This is a genomic window from Pseudomonas sp. CGJS7 (assembly GCF_036961695.1).
Window position 1 is genome coordinate 17446 of sequence record NZ_JBAMDI010000087.1, and the last position, 15101, is coordinate 32546.

The following is a 15101-nucleotide window of genomic DNA, read 5'->3' on the forward strand; positions in this document are numbered from 1 at the left end:
ACTGCGCCCATCGATCAACCGCGCTTGAGATCGATCGCCGGCAATTTCGGCAGATCGCAAGCGTAGGGTTTGGTCTGCTGACTGGGATTCTTGTAGCCGCCCGGGCCGTCGGCGTTGACCACGCCGGAGACGTCGCGGATGCAGATCTGCGGGCCGGTCTTGAGCGCGGCGTTGGCGTAGCCGTCCCACAGCACATCGGGGAAGTGGCCGTTCAATCCGTAGATCGCGGTCTTGAGCGCCTTCAAGTCCAGGCCGTCGGGCGATTCGCCGCCGCCCTTCAAGCGGTTGCCGTAGATGAAAATGCGCTCGGGGTAAGGATCGAAATCCTTGGCCGCCTTGTCGTCCTTGTAACCGGTGGAGTAGACGCTGGAGACGATGATGTTGGTGGTGGCGTTGTCGCTGATGTCGTTGTCGAAGATTTCGACATCGTCGTTGGAGTTGACCACCACCCCGCTGCCCGCCGGCACGCTCGCCACCGGCGTGCCCTTGGCGCCGAAGTTGGCGGTGTTGTTCTTGAACACCTTGTTCTTGAACACCCGGATCGCGCCGCCCTGCTGCGACAGCGCCGGCATGTTGAACACCAGGATGCCGCCGGTGTTGTTGGTGGCGACGTTGTCGTACACATCGGCGTTGACGGTGTTCTCGATCTCGATGCCGGCGACGTTGAACTCGGCGCGGCTGTTGCGCACGATCACGTCGCGCGACTGGCCCACGTAGATGCCGGCGTCGGACGCGCCGATCGCCACCGAATTTTCGATCAGCACATTGCGGGTCTTGACCGGGTACAGGCCGTAAGCGCCGTTCTTGGTGCTCGGCCCGCCGGTCCACTCCACCCGCACGTTACGGATGGTGATGTGGTCGCCTTCGTTGACCTTCAGGCCGTCGCCCTTGCTGTCTTCGATGGCGATGTTTTCCAGGGTGAACTGGCTGGCGTTGACCAGCAGCCCTTCGGCGCCGGCCTTCTGGCCCTTGAAGCTCAGCACCGATTTATCCGGGCCGGCGCCGCGGATGGTCACACCGTCCACGCGCAAGGTCAGGCTGCGGTCGAAGGTGTAGCGGCCGGCCGGCACCTCGATCACGTCGCCGGGCTTGGCATCGAGCAGTTTGGTGCGGAAGGTGTCGGCGAAACCGGCATCGCCGGCGGCGACCTGGGCGGTCGGCGTGTGCTGGGCTTGTTCGGGGCCGCAACCGGCGGCCGCGAGGGCGGCCAGGACGCAGGCGGCGATAACGGAAGCGCGGAACGGCAGGCTCATGAGTGTCCCCTCGTTGTTGGCGCCCGGGCCGCGCGTCGGCGCGCCGGTGGCTAAGCGTGGAGTCTGTGGCGGCGATGTGAGCGCGCGTGAGGGCGATTGCGGCAGACTAGGGGGGCATTAGCGGTCAACCGTGCGGCCAAGTATCGTGAGGGGCGATGCGTCAGCCATCCGACCAGGACAACCTCGCCGCCGTCGAAGGCGGCAAACCCGACATCGCCTTGATGTCGCCGAATCTGCTGTGGGGCTTGCTCGAGACCGCGGACCGGATCGGCGCGCCCAGCGACGATTGGTTCGTCGGCACCGGCCTGAGCCGCGCCCAGGTCGGCGACCCCGGCGTGCGCTTGCCGGATCGGCCGACCGCAGTGGTGATCGAACGCGCGCTCAAGGTGCTGCCGCCTAGCATCGGCCTGGACATCGGCCGCAACCAGCACGTCGGCAATTTCGGCCTGCTCGGGCTGGCGATGACCACCGCCGCGACCTTCGGCGAAGCGCTGCAGATCGGCCTGCGCTTCACCCCGGTGGTCGGCAGCCTGATGCGTTTCGTCGAGAGCGCGTCGGAGACCGGCACCTTGGCCCTGGCCGGGCAGATGACCTTGGCGTTTCCGTCGATCCACCGCTTCGTGACCGAGGAATTCTTCAGCAGTTGCCTGGCGCTGGCGCGCGGGCTGGTCGGCGAACGCTTGCGGCCGTTGCGCCTGGAATTCAGCTATCCGCCGCCGGAGTACCGCGCCCATTACCAGGAGGTGTTCGATTGCCCGATCGCCTTCGATCAGCCGCAGGACCGGCTGGTGCTGGACGCGCAGTGGCTGGCGGTGCCGTTGCCGACCCACAACCCGATCGCGTCCAAACAGGTGCTGGCGCTGTGCGAGGCGCAGATGCCGCGCGGCGCGGTGCCCGGCGAGGTGACCGCGGCGGTGGAGCGGTTGTTGCGCACGCAGTTGCCGCAGGATCCGAAGCTGGCGGGGATCGCGGCGCAGTTGCATGTGAGCGAGCGTACGTTGCGGCGTCAGCTCACTGGGGAGGGCACCAGCTTCCATGAGATCCACGACCGGCTGCGCATCGATCGCGCGTACGCGTTGCTGCGCGAACGCGGGCCGACCATCGCCAGCATCGGCGCGGCGATCGGCTACAAGGATCCGCGCGATTTCCGGCGCGCGTTCAAGCGCTTGACCGGGGAGACGCCGCGGGCGTTGCGCGAGCGGTTGTGGGCGGAGATGGCGCGGGAGCGGAGGTGATGGGCGCGCGCGGGCGAGCAAGCAAAGGCAAAAGCTCAAATCCCCCGCATCCGCTGCGCGGATGCTGCCCCCTTTTCTAAAGGGGGCGATGTGGCGGTCCGCATCGCACTGGCCGAAGACCGCGTCGCATCAATCGCATCGAAACCCGCCCGAAGCATTCCCCCCTTTGAAAAAGGGGGGCCAGGGGGGATTTGCTCTTAGCCTCAGCGCAACACCATCACCGCATCGACCTCAAACGCCACCCCACGCGGCAACGCCGACACTTCCACCGTGGAACGCGCCGGATACGGCGGATTGAAATACTCGCCCATCACCGCATTGACCTTGCCGAACGCGCCCAGGTCGGTGAGGTACAACCCGAGCCGGACGATGTCGGCCAGCGAACCGCCGCCGGCTTCGCAGACCGCCTGTAGATTGCGGAACGCGCGATGCGCCTGCGCTTCGATGTCGCCTTCCACGACCAAGCCGCTGGACGGATCGAGCGCGATCTGACCCGACAGGTACACGGTGTCGCCGACGCGCACGGCTTGCGAGTACGGGCCGATCGCGGACGGGGCTTGGTCGGTTTGAATGATTTCGCGGGACATTGGGGGGCCGGGGTTGGGGATTCGGGATTGGAGATTAGCAGCAAGCGCTGACGGCATGGCTGCCGTTCGAGCGCCCGCGCTGTTCGCCCCTGCCCGCCGCAAACCCCAGCGGCCGCCGAACTACATCCGCTGCACGCCCAACACCACCGCCAACCGGCGCACCCGCCGCATCACGTCGGCCAGGTGCTTGCGGTCGTGGACTTCGATGGCGAAACGCATGATCGCGATGTTGGCGTCGCGCTCCAGGTACTCGACCCGGTCGATGTTGGATTCGGCCTCGGCGATGGCCGCGGCGACCTGCGCCAGCGAGCCGGGACGGTTGTCGACTTCGATCCGCAGCGCCGCGGCGAAATCGCCGGACACCTGCCGGTCCCAGCCGATGGCCACCCAACGGTCCGGCGATTTGCGGTAATCGGCCAGGTTCGGGCAATCCATGCGGTGCACCACGATGCCCTTGCCGGCGGTGTGGTAACCCATGATGTCGTCGCCCGGCAGCGGCAGGCAGCAGTTGGCGAAGCTGATTACGCCGCGCTCGGCGCCGGTGATCAGGATCTTGTCTTCGGGCAGGCGCGGCCGGTCGATCGCGCGCCCGCGCCCGGCCTTGCCCGGGGCCTCGCGCGCCAACGCCAGCGCGACTTGATTGGGCATGCGGTTGCCGAGCGCGATATCGGCCAGCAAGGCTTCCAGGCGCGGGTAACGGTTCTCGGTCAGATACGCTTCCAGGCGCAGCGCCGGGGTGCGGTCGAGCGAGGTCTCCAGCACTTCCAGCGCGCGGTCGAGCATGCGATGGCCCAGTTGCACCGCGTCTTCGTGTTCGAGCTGCTTGAGCTGTTGCCGGATCGAGGTGCGCGCCTTGCCGGAGACCACGAACTCCAGCCACTGCGGCTTGGGCGTGGAGGATTTGGCGGTGATGATCTCGACCCGCTGGCCGCTGGCCAGCTTGGTCCGCAGCGGCACCAGCTTGCCGTCCACGCGCGCGGCGACCGCGCGGTTGCCGACGTCGGTGTGCACCGCGTAAGCGAAATCCAGCGCGGTGGAATTGCGCGGCAGCGACATGATGTCGCCCTTGGGGGTGAACAGGTAGACCTCGTCCGGGAACAGGTCGACCTTGACGTTTTCCAGGAATTCCAGCGACGAACCGGTCGCGCGCTGCGATTCGACCAGGCTGGCGATCCAACTGTGGGCGCGCGATTGCGCGCTGTTGGGGCCTTCGCCGCCGTGCTTGTACGACCAATGCGCGGCGATGCCGCGTTCGGCGATCAGGTCCATGTCTTCGGTGCGGATCTGCACTTCCACCGGCGAGCCGTAAGGCCCGAACAGCACCGTGTGCAACGACTGGTAACCGTTGGCCTTCGGGATCGCGATGAAATCGCGGAAGCGCGAATCCAGGGGCTTGTAGGCCGAATGCACCACGCCGAGCGCGTGATAGCAATCCGGCACGCTCTTGACCACCACCCGGAAGCCGAACACGTCCATCACCTGGGTGAAGCTCTTATGCTCGTGATGCATCTTGGTGTAGATGCTCCACGGCGATTTCACCCGGCTGATCAAGCGATGTTGAAGCTTCTCCTTGGCCAACCGCTGGGCCAGATGCGCTTCGATCTGCACCAGCGATTCGCGCCGCACCACCGGCTGGGTGCGGATGCGTTTTTCGATCACCGCGTGACGCCACGGATGCAGCGCGCGGAAACCCAGATCCTGCAGTTCGGCCTTGATCAGGTTCATGCCCAGGCGCTGGGCGATGGGCGCGTAGATTTCCAGGGTCTCGCGGGCGATGCGCTCGCGCGCCTCGGCGCTCTGCGCGCCGAGCGTGCGCATGTTGTGCAGGCGGTCGGCGAGCTTGATCAGGATCACCCGCAGATCGCGCGCCATCGCCAGCAGCATCTTGCGGAAACTTTCCGCGGCCGCTTCCTGGCGGTCGCGGAACTGCAGCTTGTCCAGCTTGGTCACGCCGTCGACCAGTTCGGCCACGGTCGGACCGAATTCGGTCGCCAGGCATTCGCGGGTGAGCGGGGTGTCCTCGATGGTGTCGTGCAGGATCGCCGCGACCAGCGTCTCCACGTCCAGGCCCTGCTCGGCCAGCACCTTGGCCACCGCCACCGGATGGGTGATGTAGGGCTCGCCGGATTTGCGCGTCTGCCCGGCGTGCGCGGCGGCGCCGACCGACCATGCGCGGCGCAGCAGCAGGCGCTGGGGCTCGGGCAGGTAGTGCGCCGCCAGCTCGAGCTCGCGCACGTAGTCCGGCAGCTCCGTGTGGTCGGGAGCGGCAGGATAGGTGTTCAGCGCGGGCTCGGCGGGTGTCATAACGGAAATTTACGCGTGCGGGCGCGGATGGCGCAACGCATTGCGTAATTTGAATGTGGCGTCTGCTCAGCTCCGCGCAAGTACGCCGTCACGGCTTGCGCACTTGGGCGGTTGGCCGGTTCAGCAAAGCGCCGCGGAAATGGCCGCCGGCCCGCGGGCCGCGCCGCGGAATCGGGCCGGCCGGGCCCGCGCCGCGCAAACGAAAACGGCCCCGCCGAGGCGGAGCCGTTTCGGTGTCCTGGACGCCCGCGCGCTGGCGCGGGGCCGGATATCAGTCGTCGCCCTTGGACAGGTCGTCGTCGGCGACCACTTCGGCCGCGGCCCATTCCAGGGCTTCGCGTTCCTTGCGCTCGCGCTCGGCCTTCTCGACCGCGTCGATGTATTCGGGGTTGACCTGACGCGCGGCGATTTCGCGCAGCGCCAGCACGGTCGGCTTGTCGTTGGCTTCGCTGTTGTCCAGCTGCGGCTCGACGCCGTTGGCCAGCTGACGGGCGCGCTTGGCGGCCAGCATGACGAGTTCGAAGCGGTTATCGACCACTTCCAGGCAATCTTCGACGGTGATGCGGGCCATGGGGCTCCTGCGGCCGGTGCGGCCGTCTTTACAAGCGGATGGGGACCGGGAATTTTAGGCGCAGCGGCCCGCAAAAGCAAGGTTTCCGGCCATTAACCCTTATAAATCAAGCCGATAGCCCCTGTAGGAGCGGCGCGAGCCGCGACCGCGACCTCGCATTTACATCGTCAGCCCGATGCCGCGGTCGCGGCTCGCGCCGCTCCTACAGTCGGACCTCGGACTTCCCGGCGCTCCTGGATCAACTTTCGTCGGCCAGCAACGCCGTGATCAGACGCGAATGCCGGGCGACCTGCGGCTCGCGGCGCAGCCGGCTGGCCAGGAAGATCGCGCACATCTCGTCGACGGCGGTGTCGAAGACCTCATTGACGATGACGTAATCGAACTCGCCGTAGTGCGACATCTCCTCGCGCGCGGCGGCCAGACGCTGGCCGATCACTTCCTCGCTGTCCTGGCCGCGCGAGCGCATGCGCGACTCCAGCGCCTGGCGCGAGGGCGGCAGGATGAACACGCTGACCGCGTCGGGCACCTTGGCCCGGACCTGGCGCGCGCCCTGCCAATCGATCTCCAGCAGCACGTCCTTGCCGGCCGACAGGAACGGCTCCACCGATTGCCGCGCCGAGCCCTTCCAGTCGCCGTGCACGCGCGCGTGCTCGAAGAAATCGCCGTCGGCGACCATCGACTCGAACTCCTGCGCGCTGACGAAGTGGTAGTGCTCGGCATGCCGCTCGCCCGGGCGCGGCTGGCGCGAGGTGAACGAGATCGACAGGCGGATGTTCGGATCGCGCGCGAGCACCGCGTTGACGATGCTGGATTTTCCGGCTCCGGAGGGAGCGGCGACGATGTAGAGGGTTCCGCGCATTAGGCTGGGATTCGTGGTTCGTGATGGGTAAAAGCAAAAGCGGCGAGAACGGCGATCGGCCCGGTCCGCGTCGGCTTTCGCCAATACCGAACCGGCCCTCCCCGCCTCACTCGATGTTCTGAATCTGCTCGCGCACTTGATCGATCAACACCTTCAGCTCCACCGCCGCCGCCGAACTGCGCGCATCGACCGATTTGGAGCCCAGGGTGTTGGCTTCGCGATTGAATTCCTGGAGCAGGAAATCCAGCCGGCGGCCGACCGCTTCGCGCAGCTTGAGCACGCGCCGCGCTTCGGCGACGTGGGCGTCGAGGCGGTCGAGTTCTTCGTCCACGTCGAGTTTCTGCAGCCACAGCACCAGTTCTTGCTCGACCCGACCGTTGTCGGCCGGCTGGGCCAGATCGGCCAGGCGCGCTTCCAGCTTGGCGCGCTGCCCGACCCGAATGGCCGGCATCATCGCGCGCACGTCCGCGGCGATCCGGGCGATGCCGTCGACGCGCTCGCCGATCACCGTCGCCAGCTTGCCGCCCTCGCGTTCGCGCGAAATCACGAATTCGTCGAGCACGCTGTCCAGCAACGCCAGCGCCTCGGCCTGCAATGCGGCCGGGTCGGTCGCCGGGGCCTGCAGCACGCCGGGGAACTGCAACAGCTCGGTGAATTCGGTGCGCAGCGCCGGGAACCGCGCCGACAGGTCGATCGCCAGGTCGCTGAGTTCGCGCAGCCGGGTCGGGTTGAGTTGCAGCGCGTCGCCGCCTTCCGGCGGGCGCAGGCGCAAGGTCAGGTCGATCTTGCCGCGGCTGATCCGGCCACCGACCCGCTCGCGCAGCGCCGGTTCCAGCACCCGCAACTCATCGGCCAGGCGCACGCCCAGCTCCAGGAAGCGGTGATTGACCGAGCGCAACTCGCAGGCGAGGGTGCCCCAGGGGGTGGCGCGTTCGCCGCTGGCGAAGGCGGTCATGCTGCGAATCATTCGCGAATTCCGAGCCTACAGGGAGGCAATGGTAAACTCGCCGGCCTTCAAAACGGTAACGCCGCGCCATGACCGGTCCCATCGCCGCTCCCCACCAGGCCCCGGCCGGGCCCGTGGTACGTCCCAGCGGCCGCGTCGCCGACCAGATGCGCGAGGTCGTGATCCAGCGCGGTTACACCCGCCACGCCGAGGGTTCGGTGCTGGTCAGCTTCGGCCAGACCCGGGTGCTGTGCACCGCCAGCGTCGAGAACAAGGTGCCCGGCTTCCTGCGCGGCAAGGGCGAGGGCTGGGTCACCGCCGAATACGGCATGCTCCCGCGCGCCACCCACACCCGCAGCGATCGCGAGGCCGCGCGCGGCAAGCAGGGCGGGCGCACCCTGGAAATCCAGCGCCTGATCGGCCGCGCCCTGCGCGCGTGCATCGACCGCAAGGCGCTGGGCGAACGCACCATCACCCTGGACTGCGACGTCCTGCAGGCCGACGGCGGTACCCGCACCGCGGCGATCACCGGCGCCTACGTGGCCCTGGTCGATGCGGTGCGTTGGCTGCAGGCGCGGCGCGAGATCAACCGTGATCCGATCTTCGGCGCGGTCGCGGCGGTGTCGGTGGGCATTTACCGCGGCGCGCCGGTGCTGGATCTGGACTACGCCGAAGACAGCGACTGCGATACCGACATGAACGTGGTCATGAACGACGGCGGCGGCTTCATCGAGTTGCAGGGCACCGCCGAAGGGCATGCGTTCCGGCGCGATGAACTCGATGGGTTGCTGGCCTTGGCCGAGGCGGGGATCGCGCAGTTGGTGCAGAAGCAGCGCGAGGCGTTGGCGGTTTAAACGCCGCCGGCAACACCGCGTCGCGTACCCACCGTCGCTCCGGCGAAAGCTACCTACCGTCATTCCGGCGAAAGCCGGAATCCATTTCGACTTTGCTCTTATCGGCGCGGTCCGGGCTGCGTTGCTGGCACCGTTAGGCGCTGCAAGTTCACGCGGCCCGATGTGAGGCGCCGCCCTCACCCCAACCCTCTCCCACGCCCCGAAGGAAGTCACCTTGGGTGGCACGCGGGAGAGGGAGCTTGTGGCGATGCGAACAGTGCCGATCGACACTGCTATCGGTGACACGCGAAATCGATCACTGTTCGCCGGAACATGCGCACTCACGTGCCGCCCACCTCTCGAACTCGATTCGACGCGGCGAAGCCGCAACCCGCACGCAACCGCCGACGCCAGCGCGCGCTTACATCCGCGCCAGCCGTCGCAAATTTCATCGCCGGGCGCTGAACTTCTCGCGCCACGCGCGATCATTCCTCACATCCCGTCGGAACCGCTGCGATCCGGAAGCGTCTCGCCGAACCGCAGCCTTACGCCGAGGCTTACCCGCTTTCCAACGCATCCACCACGCGCACACCAACGGATGCGCTCCCGCACGAGAACCCCATGAATCGCAGCATCGGCAGCATCACCCTGGTCGTCGACGATTACGACCAAGCCATCGCCTATTACACCCAAGCGCTGGGTTTCGTCTTGCTCGAAGACATCGATCAAGGCGGCGGCAAACGCTGGGTCCGGGTCGCCCCGGCCGACGGCGCGCAGACCGCGCTGTTGTTGGCGCAAGCGGCGAACGACAGCCAGCGCGCCCGGGTCGGCGATCAGACCGGCGGTCGGGTCGGCTTCTTTCTGCACACCGACGACTTCCATCGCGATCACGCCCGCATGCTCGAACACGGCGTGCGCTTCATGGAATCTCCGCGCGTCGAGACCTACGGCACGGTCGCCGTTTTTGAAGACCTGTACGGTAATCGCTGGGACTTGCTGGAATTGAAGGCATGAAATTAGTGCTGGCCAGCAGCAACGCCGGGAAACTGGTGGAGCTGCGCGACCTGCTCAGCGACACCGGCATCGAACTGGTGGCGCAATCCGACTTGGGGGTCGAAGACGCGGAAGAAACCGGCAGCACGTTCGTCGAGAACGCGCTGCTGAAGGCGCGTCATGCCTCCGCGCTGACCGGTCTGCCGGCGCTGGCCGACGACTCGGGTATTTGCGTGGATGCGCTCGGCGGCGCCCCGGGTCTGTACTCGGCGCGCTACGCCGGACGCCACGGCGATGCGCAGGCCAACATCGACAAATTGCTGGCCGCGCTCAAAGACGTGCCCGATGAGCAGCGCACGGCGCATTTCTACGCGGTGATCGTGCTGCTGCGGCATGCCGGCGATCCGCGCCCGATCATCGCCGAAGGCATCTGGCACGGCCGCATCCTGCATCGCCGCCAAGGCGATCGCGGCTTCGGTTATCAGCCGGTGTTCTTCGACACCGAACATCAAGTCTCGGCCGGCGACATCGACGACGCCTTGAAGAACCGGGTCAGCCACCGCGCCCGCGCCCTGGCGGCGTTGCGCGGACGCCTGCAGGAACTGGCGCGATGAACCGCACGCTGCGCGCCGCCGCACCGCCGCGCCGGGCGTTCCGCACCGGCGGGCACACCGTGCTGCTGGTCGCGGTGCTGTACTTGCTGGCGATGCCGATCGCGATCTGGATCCGCCAGGACGGGCTGCGCGCCGGCCACAACAACTTCGGCACCGAGTTCGAGCTGGTGCTGGTGCTGTTGGCGGCCCTGGTCGGCCTGGTCGCGGCCGCGGCGGTGCAGCGGGTCAGCCTGGACACGCTGGCCGGCGGCGTCTGCGCCGGCGCCCTGATCCGCTACGCCAACATCACCAGCGGCCACCGCCAGCGCGCGTTCGAACCGCGCGAGGTGGTCGGCATGTCGCTGCACCGGGCCAAGGACGGGCGGATGCGCCTGACCTCGACGCTGGAGCTGCGCCTGGCCCCGTCCGCGCACCGCACCTGGAACACGGTGACCCTGTTCGACGGCGACATGTCCGGCGACGGCCGCGCCGAACCGCTGGCGACCATCATCCGCCTGGTCGTGCAGGCCCGCCCCGACGTCGGCCTGGACGCCAACCTGCGCGCCCTGCTGGCCGCACGCCGCTACGGCGCGGCGCTGGACCGCTAGCCCTCGCCAGAGCAGCCCGCCAAAGCGGCGGCCGGCCCCGAGCGCTAAACTATCGGCTTCCCTTCCGACCGATACCGGGCCCCGCGCCCGGCCCGCGCTGTTGACTCCCGCCCTGACCACCCCGCCGCTGTCGCTGTATGTGCACCTGCCCTGGTGCGTGCGCAAATGCCCCTACTGCGATTTCAACTCGCACGAAGGCCGCGGCGCGCTGCCGTTCGACGCCTACGTCGACGCCCTGATCGCCGACCTGGAACACGACCTGCCGCTGGTCTGGGGTCGCACCGTGCACAGCGTGTTCTTCGGCGGCGGCACCCCGAGCCTGTTCCCGCCGGAGTTCATCGACCGCTTCCTGCAGGGCGCCAGTGCCCGCCTGCGCTTCGCGCCGGGTTGCGAGATCACCCTGGAAACCAACCCGGGTACGGCCGAACACGGCCGCTTCGAGCTGTACAAGGCGGCCGGAGTGAACCGGTTGAGCTTCGGCATCCAGAGCTTCGACGACGGCTGCCTGAAGCGGCTGGGCCGGATCCACGACAGCGGCGAGGCCGAAGCGGCGGTCAAACTGGCCCAGGACGCCGGCTTCGACAATCTCAACCTGGACCTGATGTACGCCCTGCCCGGCCAGAGTCTGGCCATGGCCGAAGAAGACCTGCGCCGCGCGTTCGCGCTGGATCCGGCGCATATCTCGCATTACCAGCTGACCCTGGAACCCAACACCGTGTTCGCCGCGCGGCCGCCGCAAGGCATCCCCGACGAGGACGGCGCCTGGGACATCCAGGAGCACTGCCAGGCGCTGCTGGCCGAACACGGCTACGGCCAGTACGAGGTCAGCGCCTACGCCCGCCCGGGCCGGCGCTGCCAGCACAACCTGAATTACTGGCGTTACGGCGACTACCTGGGGATCGGCGCCGGCGCCCACGGCAAGCTCACCCTCGGCGCCGAGCAGGCGATCTTGCGCCGCTGGAAGCTCAAGCATCCGGCCCAGTACCTGGCCCAGGCCGGCAGCGCGGCGGCGATCGGCGGCGACGACCGGATCGCCCCGCAGCGGCGGCCGTTCGAATACATGCTCAATGTGTTGCGGCTGGTGGACGGCTTTTCGCTGGACTCGTTCGAGTCGTGCACGGGCCTGTCGCGCCAGTCGATCGAACCGCAGTTGCAGGCCGCCTTTAAGGCCGGCTGGCTGCAGCGCGACGGCGATGCGGTGCGTCCGACCGAACTGGGCCGGCGCTTCACCAACGACGTGGTCGCCCTGTTCTTGAACGAGTAGTTTCCGGCGGAACCGTCCACGGCCCGGAATCACGGCCCCGCCACGCCGCCGCAGCGAGACTGCCGGCTTGGCCGCTGCCCCGGCCGGGGAACGTATCTGCCATTGGCCGCCTCCCATCGGCTGCAGCCGCCGCTCCGGGGTTCCGGACTGGCCTGCGCCGGGGAGGCGTGGTTATATCTCGCGGGTCGTCAGCACCGAAATCTCATGTCCGTCACGTTCGACCCTCTGGACACCGCGCCGCGCGCCACCCTGGCCACGGCCGCCTTGCCGCGCCGAGTACGCCGCCTGCTTGAGCAGCTCTATGCGCTGGTCAGCGATGAGATGGCGCCGCAATTGGAGCGGATGCTGGCCGAGTTCGAGCAGCAGCTGTTCCGCCAGGCCGATCAGGCGCGCAATCCCGGGCTGCAGTCGGGGTATCTGGAAACGCTGCGGCTGGTGCGGTTGCGGCGGTCGGATTTGATTCCGCGGTATTTGTTGTCGCTGGAAGGGGCGTTGACTCGGTTGAGGGGTTCGGCGGGAGGGGTGTCGCGTCCGGTGACTAATGCCGCGCCTCAGTTTCGGGAGCTTCGGTTGGTCGACGACAGCGAAGTCGACGAAACCACCGTGCTGCGCGGGATCGCCAGCCGCCACGAATCGCGCGCCGGCCTGGGCCTGTTGCTGCTGGGCCAGCGTTTCGGCGTGCTCGCCGGGGCGCCGGCGTTCGACAGCGAGCGTTTGCCGGTCGGCCCGCAGCGGCTGATCCGCAGCTTCGCCGAGGCCTGCCAGCCGCTGCAGATCAGCCAGGAATCGCGGCTGGACCTGTACCGGGTGTTCGACCAACACGCGATGCTGGGCTACGCGGCCATGGTCGAATCGATGAACGCCCTGCTGGCGCGCGAAAACGTGCTGCCGAGTCTGTCGTTCGTGCCCTTGCGCGCGCGCCCGACCGCGCAGACGCCGGAACCGGCCGAGACCGTGCGCGCGTCCGCCGCGGCCGACAGCGCGGCCAAAGCCGCGCCCGCAACCACCGAATCGCGCCCGCATACCGCCTGGGCCGGTCAGTCCGGTGCCGCCGGCGCCGAGCGCGCTCCCGATTTCGCCACCTTGCAGCAGTGGCTGGCCGAACGCCGCGATCTGCTGGAGAAGCTGCGTCCGCGCGCGGCGCCGGAAACCACTGCGCAAGCGCCGGCGACGCTGCCCACCGCCGACCTGCTGCGCGCGCTGAACCGGCTCAAGGACGAAGCCAAACGCGGCCCGCAGCCGCTGCGCAAGATCGCCGACCTGCGCCAGGCGCTGATCGCCCGCGCCCGCCCCGAAGGCGACGCGTCCGCGGCGGGCGCGCTGTCGCGCGAAGACAGCGACGTGTTCGAACTGCTGGACCTGTTGTTCGACGAAATCGATCAACGCCTGCGCGGCGACGCGGTGATTTCGACCCTGCTCAACCGTTTGCAGGCGCCGCTGTTGCACACCGCGCTGCAAGACCGCTCGCTGCTGGCCGACGACGGCCATCCGGCGCTGCAATTGCTCAACTCCGTCGCTGAGGCCGGCGCGCGTTGGACGCCGACCGAAGACGTCGACCCGCAGTTGCACGAACCGCTGCGGCAGGCGGTCGATCATGTGATCGAGCACTACCGCGGCGACGCCGACGCCTTCGATTCGGCCAACCAGCGCCTGCAGGATCATCTGCAATCCCTGGCGCGCAAAGCCGAAGTGACCGAACGCCGGCACGTGGAAGCCGCGCGCGGCAAGGAAAAGCTGGAACTGGCCAAACGCCGCGCGTTCGAAGCGCTGGAAACCCACACCGCCGACCAGCGTCTGCCGCGCTTCGTGCAAACCCTGCTGAGCCAGGCCTGGGCCGACGTGCTGACCCTGACCTTGTTGCGTCACGGCGAGGAATCGGACGCGTGGAAGCGGCAACTGGACACCACCCGGCAGATCGTCGCGGCCAATCAGAACGGCCCCGCCACCGACGCGCCGCGCGGCCTGGACGCCGACATCGAGCATGCGCTGACCTTGGTCGGTTACCACGCCGACGACGCCCGCGCGATCTCGCGCCAGCTCACCGTCGGCCCGGCGCTGGCCGAGGAAGCGGCTTCGCGTACCGAACTGGCGATGAAGCTGCGCCAGCGCAGCCGCCTGGGCGAAGACAGCCCGGTCGCGCCGCGCCCGGCCCTGTCGGCGCGCGATGCGCATGAGCAGGAATGCTGGGAGCGGATCCGCGCGCTGCCGTTCGGCACCTGGTTCGAATTCGTGCAGAACCAGCAAGGCGACGCGGTGCGACGCCGGCTGTCGTGGTTCAGCCCGGTCACCGACAACGCCTTGTTCGTCAATCAGCGCGGCCAGCGCGTGGGCGAGCAATCGCTGGACAGCCTGGCGCGGATGATGGCGCGCGGCCAGGCGCGGGTGGTCGAGCACGAACGCCACCGCCTGGTCGACCGCGCCTGGCATGCGGCCCTGGACGTGCTGCGCGGCTTCGGCGGCGCGCGCCAGGGCGGCGCCGGAGCGTCGGGATGAACGAGGAATTCCGCCGCACCCGCCGGCGCCGCATCGTCGAAACGGTGCAGGTGGTCGACACCATGACCGAGACCGTCATCGGCCACCTGGGCAATCTGTCCGAGAGCGGCCTGATGCTGATCGCCAGCGCGCCGCTGGTCGACGACGCCTTGTATCAACTGCGTTTCCACTTGCGCGACGCGCCCCAGCACAGCTCGCCGATCGAAGTCGGCGCGCATCTGCTGTGGCAGGATCGCGCCAGCGTGCCCGGGCAGAACTGGACCGGTTTTCGCTTCATCGCGATGCCCGAGGATGGGATGTTGCAGTTGCGGCAGTGGCTGGATTCGCCGGAAGCCAATCGCGAATAACCCGCTGTTCCCTTCTCCCGCTCGCGGCGACCGAAGGGAGTGCAAGGCTGAGAAGGTGCCCGACAGGGCGGATGAGGGCGTGCGAATCCTGACTGGCGGCGCGAACGGCTACCCCGCGCGCCCTCACCCCAACCCCTCTCCCGCGTCGCGGGAGAGGGGCTTCATCAGCAAATCCCCCGCCCGCGCAATCCGGCAAAATAGCCCGGTCACCCCCA

The 15101-nt window shown here is 68.1% G+C and carries 14 protein-coding genes; 8 read left to right on the forward strand and 6 right to left on the reverse strand.

The window, feature by feature from the left end:
- Positions 1 to 14: 14 nt before the first annotated feature.
- Positions 15 to 1253, reverse strand: a complete 1239-nt coding sequence (locus tag V7787_RS36015; RefSeq protein ID WP_336092185.1) for a parallel beta-helix domain-containing protein — start codon at positions 1251 to 1253, stop codon at positions 15 to 17.
- Positions 1254 to 1408: 155 nt separating this feature from the next.
- On the opposite strand from V7787_RS36015, the gene V7787_RS36020 reads away from it, so the two are divergent.
- On the forward strand, positions 1409 to 2488 hold the full coding sequence (locus V7787_RS36020; protein WP_336092187.1) for an AraC family transcriptional regulator: 1080 nt from the start codon (positions 1409 to 1411) through the stop codon (positions 2486 to 2488).
- A 203-nt stretch (positions 2489 to 2691) separates the two neighbouring features.
- On the opposite strand, the gene V7787_RS36025 is transcribed toward V7787_RS36020, so the two are convergent.
- The 5 genes from V7787_RS36025 to V7787_RS36045 form a co-directional block, all read right to left on the reverse strand.
- On the reverse strand, positions 2692 to 3075 hold the full coding sequence (locus V7787_RS36025) for a RidA family protein (protein ID WP_336092189.1): 384 nt from the start codon (positions 3073 to 3075) through the stop codon (positions 2692 to 2694).
- Between the two features lie 120 nt (positions 3076 to 3195).
- Positions 3196 to 5379 (reverse strand): RelA/SpoT family protein, encoded by a 2184-nt coding sequence (locus V7787_RS36030; RefSeq protein WP_336092191.1) that lies wholly within the window; start codon positions 5377 to 5379, stop codon positions 3196 to 3198.
- Positions 5380 to 5650: 271 nt separating this feature from the next.
- Entirely contained in the window at positions 5651 to 5950 is a 300-nt protein-coding gene (gene rpoZ, locus V7787_RS36035) for a DNA-directed RNA polymerase subunit omega (protein ID WP_036108756.1), read from the reverse strand.
- A 238-nt stretch (positions 5951 to 6188) separates the two neighbouring features.
- Positions 6189 to 6809, reverse strand: coding sequence for a guanylate kinase (gene gmk / locus V7787_RS36040; protein ID WP_336092192.1), 621 nt, complete (start codon positions 6807 to 6809; stop codon positions 6189 to 6191).
- A gap of 106 nt (positions 6810 to 6915) precedes the next feature.
- On the reverse strand, positions 6916 to 7776 hold the full coding sequence (locus V7787_RS36045) for a YicC/YloC family endoribonuclease (protein ID WP_336092193.1): 861 nt from the start codon (positions 7774 to 7776) through the stop codon (positions 6916 to 6918).
- Between the two features lie 68 nt (positions 7777 to 7844).
- Here V7787_RS36045 and rph point away from each other — a divergent pair, with 68 nt between their 5' ends.
- The 7 genes from rph to V7787_RS36080 all read left to right on the forward strand — a co-directional run bounded on the left by rph (position 7845) and on the right by V7787_RS36080 (position 14886).
- Positions 7845 to 8609, forward strand: a complete 765-nt coding sequence (gene rph, locus V7787_RS36050) for a ribonuclease PH (RefSeq protein ID WP_336092194.1) — start codon at positions 7845 to 7847, stop codon at positions 8607 to 8609.
- 600 nt (positions 8610 to 9209) lie between these two features.
- On the forward strand, positions 9210 to 9602 hold the full coding sequence (locus tag V7787_RS36055) for a VOC family protein (RefSeq protein ID WP_336092195.1): 393 nt from the start codon (positions 9210 to 9212) through the stop codon (positions 9600 to 9602).
- Entirely contained in the window at positions 9599 to 10195 is a 597-nt protein-coding gene (rdgB, locus tag V7787_RS36060; protein WP_336092196.1) for an RdgB/HAM1 family non-canonical purine NTP pyrophosphatase, read from the forward strand. The genes V7787_RS36055 and rdgB overlap by 4 nt, the downstream gene beginning before the upstream one ends.
- Positions 10192 to 10782, forward strand: a complete 591-nt coding sequence (locus V7787_RS36065) for a hypothetical protein (protein ID WP_336092198.1) — start codon at positions 10192 to 10194, stop codon at positions 10780 to 10782. Before rdgB ends, V7787_RS36065 begins: the two co-directional genes overlap by 4 nt.
- Before the next feature lie 100 nt (positions 10783 to 10882).
- Entirely contained in the window at positions 10883 to 12046 is a 1164-nt protein-coding gene (gene hemW / locus V7787_RS36070) for a radical SAM family heme chaperone HemW (protein WP_336092200.1), read from the forward strand.
- 204 nt (positions 12047 to 12250) lie between these two features.
- Positions 12251 to 14539, forward strand: coding sequence for a DUF1631 family protein (locus V7787_RS36075; RefSeq protein WP_336092202.1), 2289 nt, complete (start codon positions 12251 to 12253; stop codon positions 14537 to 14539).
- Complete coding sequence (locus V7787_RS36080; RefSeq protein ID WP_336092204.1) at positions 14536 to 14886, forward strand: PilZ domain-containing protein; 351 nt, start codon at positions 14536 to 14538, stop codon at positions 14884 to 14886. The genes V7787_RS36075 and V7787_RS36080 overlap by 4 nt, the downstream gene beginning before the upstream one ends.
- Positions 14887 to 15101 lie beyond the last annotated feature (215 nt).

Bases quoted from the DNA above. Each gene is read 5' to 3' on its own strand.
- V7787_RS36015 (WP_336092185.1), bottom strand. From the start codon at position 1,253: ATGAGCCTGCCGTTCCGCGCTTCCGTTATCGCCGCCTGCGTCCTGGCC.
- V7787_RS36020 (WP_336092187.1), top strand. From the start codon at position 1,409: ATGCGTCAGCCATCCGACCAGGACAACCTCGCCGCCGTCGAAGGCGGC.
- V7787_RS36025 (WP_336092189.1), bottom strand. From the start codon at position 3,075: ATGTCCCGCGAAATCATTCAAACCGACCAAGCCCCGTCCGCGATCGGC.
- V7787_RS36030 (WP_336092191.1), bottom strand. From the start codon at position 5,379: ATGACACCCGCCGAGCCCGCGCTGAACACCTATCCTGCCGCTCCCGAC.
- rpoZ (WP_036108756.1), bottom strand. From the start codon at position 5,950: ATGGCCCGCATCACCGTCGAAGATTGCCTGGAAGTGGTCGATAACCGC.
- gmk (WP_336092192.1), bottom strand. From the start codon at position 6,809: ATGCGCGGAACCCTCTACATCGTCGCCGCTCCCTCCGGAGCCGGAAAA.
- V7787_RS36045 (WP_336092193.1), bottom strand. From the start codon at position 7,776: ATGATTCGCAGCATGACCGCCTTCGCCAGCGGCGAACGCGCCACCCCC.
- rph (WP_336092194.1), top strand. From the start codon at position 7,845: ATGACCGGTCCCATCGCCGCTCCCCACCAGGCCCCGGCCGGGCCCGTG.
- V7787_RS36055 (WP_336092195.1), top strand. From the start codon at position 9,210: ATGAATCGCAGCATCGGCAGCATCACCCTGGTCGTCGACGATTACGAC.
- rdgB (WP_336092196.1), top strand. From the start codon at position 9,599: ATGAAATTAGTGCTGGCCAGCAGCAACGCCGGGAAACTGGTGGAGCTG.
- V7787_RS36065 (WP_336092198.1), top strand. From the start codon at position 10,192: ATGAACCGCACGCTGCGCGCCGCCGCACCGCCGCGCCGGGCGTTCCGC.
- V7787_RS36075 (WP_336092202.1), top strand. From the start codon at position 12,251: ATGTCCGTCACGTTCGACCCTCTGGACACCGCGCCGCGCGCCACCCTG.
- V7787_RS36080 (WP_336092204.1), top strand. From the start codon at position 14,536: ATGAACGAGGAATTCCGCCGCACCCGCCGGCGCCGCATCGTCGAAACG.